Annotated in this window: 3 protein-coding genes and 2 tRNA genes; 2 read left to right on the top strand and 3 right to left on the bottom strand. The window is 65.5% G+C overall.

The features are described from left to right. Positions 1-320: 320 nt before the first annotated feature. Entirely contained in the window at positions 321-1,160 is an 840-nt protein-coding gene (locus ACFFRH_RS16355) for an oxidoreductase (RefSeq protein ID WP_344750105.1), read from the bottom strand. 116 nt (positions 1,161-1,276) lie between these two features. Between ACFFRH_RS16355 and ACFFRH_RS16350 the strand changes: the two genes are divergently transcribed. Further along, a complete protein-coding gene (locus ACFFRH_RS16350) occupies positions 1,277-1,822 on the top strand; it encodes a TetR/AcrR family transcriptional regulator (protein ID WP_344750104.1) in 546 nt (181 codons plus the stop codon). A 407-nt stretch (positions 1,823-2,229) separates the two neighbouring features. On the opposite strand, the gene ACFFRH_RS16345 is transcribed toward ACFFRH_RS16350, so the two are convergent. Continuing rightward, positions 2,230-2,301, bottom strand: a tRNA-Thr gene (locus tag ACFFRH_RS16345). A gap of 940 nt (positions 2,302-3,241) precedes the next feature. Here ACFFRH_RS16345 and ACFFRH_RS16340 point away from each other — a divergent pair. Beyond that, entirely contained in the window at positions 3,242-5,158 is a 1,917-nt protein-coding gene (locus ACFFRH_RS16340) for a multicopper oxidase family protein (protein WP_344750103.1), read from the top strand. Positions 5,159-5,904: 746 nt separating this feature from the next. Here the strand turns inward: ACFFRH_RS16340 and ACFFRH_RS16335 are convergent. After that, positions 5,905-5,981, bottom strand: a tRNA-Thr gene (locus tag ACFFRH_RS16335). Between the last annotated feature and the right edge of the window lie 19 nt (positions 5,982-6,000).

Here is a 6,000-nt window from a genome sequence, read left to right as displayed (position 1 = left end):
CGAGGTCGGTGGGTTTGAGATTCAGCTCGTTGGTCGCCGACACGAAGCCCAGGCCCGCGCCTCCCACGGCCGGCAACGCGATCCCCGCGACCAGCAGGCCCGCCGCCGCCCCGATCGCCACCAGACGCCCGATCTTGGACGCGACCCCTGACTGTCCCTCACCCCGTTCAGACATAAGCCATAGATTATGGGGTTTTCCAGGTGCTCATCGCACGTATACCAGACCTCAGGTCATTCTCCGGGGCGCCCCGGGCACTCCGGCGGGACGGCAAAGCACGGTCGGCCGCGACCACCTACGGCATCCGTACGACGGAGAAGGTTCACTCACCGGGCGGGAAGTCCGCCGAGCGGCTCACCTCCGCCCACCGCGCGGCCTCGGCGGCGCGGACGCGGGACGACTTCTCGGCCAGGTCCACCGCGTCCGACCCGAGCAGCAGGCGCAGCGGCGGCTCGTCGAGGTCCACGGTGTCGAGAATGACGCGCGCCGCTCGCGCGGGGTCGCCCGGGGCCGTCCGGTCGAAGCCCACGCGCCGCCGGTTCATGGCGCCGACGGTCTCCTCGTAGTCAGGCCCGACAGCCGGGATACGCATGGACGACCCTGCCCAGTCGGTACGGAACGCGCCGGGCTCGATGATGGTCACCTTGACGCCCAGCGGCTTCACCTCGTTGCTGAGCACCTCCGAGAAGCCCTCGACCGCGAACTTCGCCGACTGGTAGGCGGCCAGGCCGGGAGACCCGCCCACCCGCCCGCCGATGGAGGAGAACTGCAGGACGTGCCCGGAACGCTGGGCGCGCAGCACCGGCAGGGCGGCCTTCGTGACGTTGACGACGCCGAAGAAGTTGGCCTCGACCTGCGCGCGGAAGTCCTCGTCCCGGGTCTCCTCGATCGGGGAGGAGTCGGCGTAGCCGGCGTTGTTCACCACCACGTCGAGCCCGCCGAACTCGTCGACGGCGAGCCGCACGGCGGCGTGTGCGGCCCCGGCGTCGGTGACGTCGAGGGCGAACGCGCGCACGAGGTCGCCGTACTTCCGTACGAGATCGTCGAGCTGTCCCGGCCGGCGGGCGGTGGCGACCACCCGGTTTCCGCGTTCGAGTGCGGCCGCCGCGAGCTCGCGTCCGAAGCCGCGCGAACTTCCGGTGATGAGCCAGGTCCTGATCACTGTGCCTCCTTCAGGCAACGCATCTGTCACGTCAATGTGACAGTAATAGGATTTTGTGCCTCAAGGCTGTGTATGTCAAACGGACAGGTGTCACACCTCGGTACACTGGCGAGATCATGAGAGCTGATGCCGTCCGCAACCTCGAAGCGGTCCTGCGCACGGGGGCCCGCCTGCTGGCCGAGGATCCGTCGACCAGCATCGGCGCGATCGCCGCCGAGGCCGGAGTCGACCGGCGGACCGTCTACCGGCGCTTCCCCACCAAGGAGGCCCTGCTCGCGGCCATCTTCCAGGCGAAGCTCGACTCCTCCCAGCGGGTGCTGGACCAGGCCAGGCTCGTCGAGGCACAGGTGGCGGTGGCGCTGCACCGATACGTGGAGGGCATCGTCCCGGTCAGCCGGGAGTGGCCGGTGGACGTACGCCGGATGATGCACGCGAATCCGGACGCGAGTGCCCGCAGAGAGGAGCAGAGCGCGCGGCTCGACAGGTTCGTCCAGCGGGCGGCCGACGAGGGCCTGTTACGCGCCGACGTGCCCGCAGAATGGGCCCGCGCCATGCTGGACCACCTCGTCGACACAGCCGCCCACCGGTTCCCCCTGCTCGAACCCCCGCAGGCGGCCGATCTCGTCGTCGACACGCTGCTCAACGGCGTCGGACGGCGATAGCCGGGGATTCTTACAGGTCCCCGGCGAAACAGATCCGGACAGGACGGGGGCCGCACCCGGCGGAAACGCCCCTCCGGCCCGAGCCGGTCGAACCACGAACCACGGTGACAGCCTGCCCCCGCCGGTGGTCACCACCCGAGCTTCCGAGCACCGGCAGACGGGGCATCCCGCTCCGCCTGACCGGGCTGCTGGAACATCCACTCACCAACGACACCCCGCACGAGCCCATCGAGTTCCTTGGCACCACTCAGACTCTCGGCCAAGAACCCAACAGCTGCCTTCGGAGATTCGCGAGGCACTCGACTGGATCACAGCAGTTTCGGAGACGACTGACGCCGTTGCCGCATATGGCTGCTGCTGCAGATACGACAAAGGCCCTCCCGGATGATCCGGAAGGGCCTCTGACCTGGAGCCGCCTTGGGGAATCGAACCCCAGACCCCTTCATTACGAGTGAACGGCGCAGCCCAGGCGGGCGGGCTCCCGCCCCGGTCAGGTGGTGGATGCGGACCGGTGGCGTGTGACCGCGTAAGGATGTGTCGCTGTACGGCGCTGCTGTAGAGCGTATGCGCGGTCCGCGTCTGCCTTCATGAACCAGCGACAGCTCGTGGGCGCCTTACGAGCGAAGGGCGTCCATGCCGCGTCGCGAGCCGGGCACGCGCCGATCAAGCAACCGGGTGCTCTGCGCGAACATGATGATCGGCGAAGAGGGATCCTCCGGCAAGCGGTTAAGCACCTCTTGGATGAACCTGCCTGTGGCGGCTGGCCATCATGGGCGGCGATCCATCGCTCAGGCAGGTCGCGGTCAACGTCCTGCTATTTCGCGCAGCAGCCACTTTCCGGCTGGAACACGGTGATCAGCGCCACCCGCTGGGTGGCCAGTCCGGTTTGCCCTCGGCCCCGAATGCGTCCGCGAAGAGTTCGCCCAGCTCATCACGGACCCGGACGGGCAACGGAGCCTCACGCTTACCTCGATACATCGCCCGGATCGCTCGGGCGACCTCAGGTGCGGGCTCCAGCCACGACCTTGGCTGCATCGACACCAGTCAACTCCATCCACAGCCGACGTGAGGGGGAGACGACCACGCACGACACGATCCGGGACGCACCCGGCAGATCACGGATCCTGACCCGCGTGTCGCGAGTTAGCCATCGAGGCCTGTCCAGCCGACAAAGCGGTTCACTGGTCGCCATCGCCGCCTGACATTAAATTACTTGACCGCAAATAATGAGCCATTTACCAAACACAAGACGCATTATTTTCTTGGTCGTCACCCCCCCAGATAGAGTCCCAATACAGGAAAGCCGGATTTGAATTAATGCTCACCTTTCCTGTAACGCGGCGCAAATGTCTACATTTAGGCGTCGCACAAAATGGTCAAATCCGCGATTTTCTCCAATTGTATGCCTTAGGGGGGGATATGTCCGAATTGATGCGTCGGCGCTTTCTGCAGATCGCCGCGATTACCGGAGCCGCCACGGTGACTCCGGTCCGGTTCCTCGGCACGGCCTTGGCGCAAGCCTCGCCGAGAGGAACGCTCGACCCGGCCACCATCAGCAAGTACGTGACACAGCTGGTCATACCGCCAGCAATGCCACCGACCTGGAAAGGCCACGAACTCGACTACTACGAGATCGCCGTACGCCAGTTCGGGCAGCAGATCCTACCCCCGACTCTCCCGGCGACGACCGTATGGAGCTACGGATCAGTCAGCCATCGAGGCACGTTCAACTATCCGGCTTTCACGATAAACGCTCATTATCGACGGCCGGTTCGGGTCAAGTGGATCAACGGCCTCGTTGACCGGAACGGCGACTTCCTGCCACACCTCCTGCCGATCGACCAGACCCTGCACTGGGCGAACCCGCCAGGGGGCATACAGGGCCGCGACTCGAACGGCACCGATCAGAACCCTTACCGAGGGCCGGTGCCCATTGTCACTCACGTTCACGGCAACCATACGTTCGACTTCAGCGACGGCTATCCCGAGGCGTGGTATCTGCCGAAAGCCCGCAATATTCCGGCGGGGTTCGCACGCGATGGCTCTTTCTACGACGTCTTCAAAGCGAAGTCGCCGATCGGCGACCGCTGGGGCCCCGGAAATGCGGTCTTCCAATACGCCAACAACCAGCCGGCCAACACGCAGTGGTACCACGACCACACCCTGGGGATGACCAGGGTCAACGTCTACGCCGGACCGGCCGGCTTCTACCTGCTCCGCGGCGGCCCCGGCGACCTGCCGGAAGGCCGCCTACCTGGCCCCGCGCCGCAGGTCGGTGACCGGCCGGGCAAGCGTTATTACGAGATCCCCCTGGCCGTCCAGGACCGTTCGTTCAACGACGACGGTTCGCTGTTCTACCCCAACAGCCGGACCTTCTTTGACGGGTTTACCGGCCCGTACGCTCCGAACAGCGACGTACCGCCGATCTGGAACCCAGAGTTCTTCGGCAACACGATCGTGGTCAACGGGAAGACGTGGCCGGTGCAGGAGGTGGAGCCGCGACGGTACCGCTTCCGCATCCTCAACGGATGCGACTCGCGCTTCCTCGTCTTCAAGCTGGTGTCGAACCCATTGGCGCCACGCCCTGTCAAGACGGCGTTGCCCATCTGGGTGATCGGCGCAGAAGGCGGCTTCCTGCCCGCGCCGGTCGAGCTCGACCAACTGCTGGTGGCACCGGCGGAGCGGGCCGACGTGATCGTGGACTTCACCGGCCTGCCGGTGGGCACGGAGATCTTCCTGATCAACGAGGCGCCCGACGCGCCTTTCCCCGGGCCACCTGACTCGTTCGCCGACCCCGCCACCACCGGCCAGGTCATGAAGTTCAAGGTCGTGCGGCTCGTCTCCCACGACACCAGCACTCCGCCGTGCCGGCTGACCTTGCCGCAGTTCCAGCCGCTCGGCCCGGCGATCAAACACCGACAGCTCTCACTCTCTGAGCAGGGCTCGGCCGACTTCCCGGGTGTCAGTCCCGTTATCGTTCAGCTCGGCACAGTGCAGAACGGCAAACCGAACCCATTGCGGTGGGACGATCCGATCACCGAGAATCCGGTCCTGAACTCCATCGAAGTCTGGGAACTGTACAACTTCACGACGGATGCACATCCGATCCATATCCATGAGGTGCAGTTCCAGGTCGTCGACCGGCAGCCGGTCGGCGGTAGCCCGCGACCGCCGGAACCATGGGAGCGGGGCTTCAAGGACACCGTCATCGCGCCTCCCGGAGAGATCACGCGGGTGAAGGCGAAGTTCGATCTGCCCGGCCGATACGTCTGGCACTGCCATATTCTCGGACATGAGGACAACGAGATGATGCGGCCCTATCAGATCGGGTGTTAGGCGTTATTCCTCTTGGCCATAAGGGGGACCTTCGCGTCATCGCTGACGGGGACACCCGCAGGTCATGAGGTTCTCCTTGCTCTCCTTGGTGGGCGATATCAGCGTGAGCATGTCCAGGCAGCGGAACGGCCCTCCCCTGCTGTCTGGACCGAACACCGGGAAGGGCCGTGACTCACGGTGCGCCGGAGGAACCGAGGCAATGCTCACGGTAGGCAAGGACGCTCTCGACGTCGAGCTGCGGTTGAGGAACAGCGTCTTCATACGTCTCGGTGATCGGGGAGGCATCCGGCAGGTCGGTACTGGTCCAGGGCTTCCGGTCGATCGCGCGGACGCTGGAGCGTCCGGAGGCGACCGTGCGGGGCCGGCTGCGGCAATGGCGGGAGCGAACGGGCGCCCAGCCGCTGGCAGCAGGGCCTATCGGAGCCACGTGCGGCCGCCTCCCCTCCCAGCTCGCCGAGGCGTTCTAATGGACCGAACGCCGCAAAGTGTCCAAGGTCGACACGATCAGGATGCCCAACAAGCTCTACCAGGTAGACCACGTCGTGGACGGACGCTACGTCGAACTCGCCTTCGACCACTTCGACCTGACGGCGATCGAAGTACGCCACGGCGGCGCAGTGGCCGGGACCTCCACCCCGTTCAAGATCGGGCGACATTTCCATCCAGTGACTGACCGCGTTGCCGTATTTTCCAGCTCTACAAGACCGAAAAGGCCCTCTCGGATCATCCGAGAGGGCCTTCTACCTTGGAGCCGCCTTGGGGAATCGAACCCCAGACCCCTTCATTACGAGTGAAGTGCTCTGGCCGACTGAGCTAAGGCGGCGTGCCGTGTTTCACCACGG

Origin of the sequence: Streptosporangium vulgare (genome assembly GCF_042428775.1) — a bacterium.
GTDB lineage: Bacteria > Actinomycetota > Actinomycetes > Streptosporangiales > Streptosporangiaceae > Streptosporangium > Streptosporangium vulgare.
This window is presented reverse-complemented; position numbering and strand designations above follow the sequence as displayed.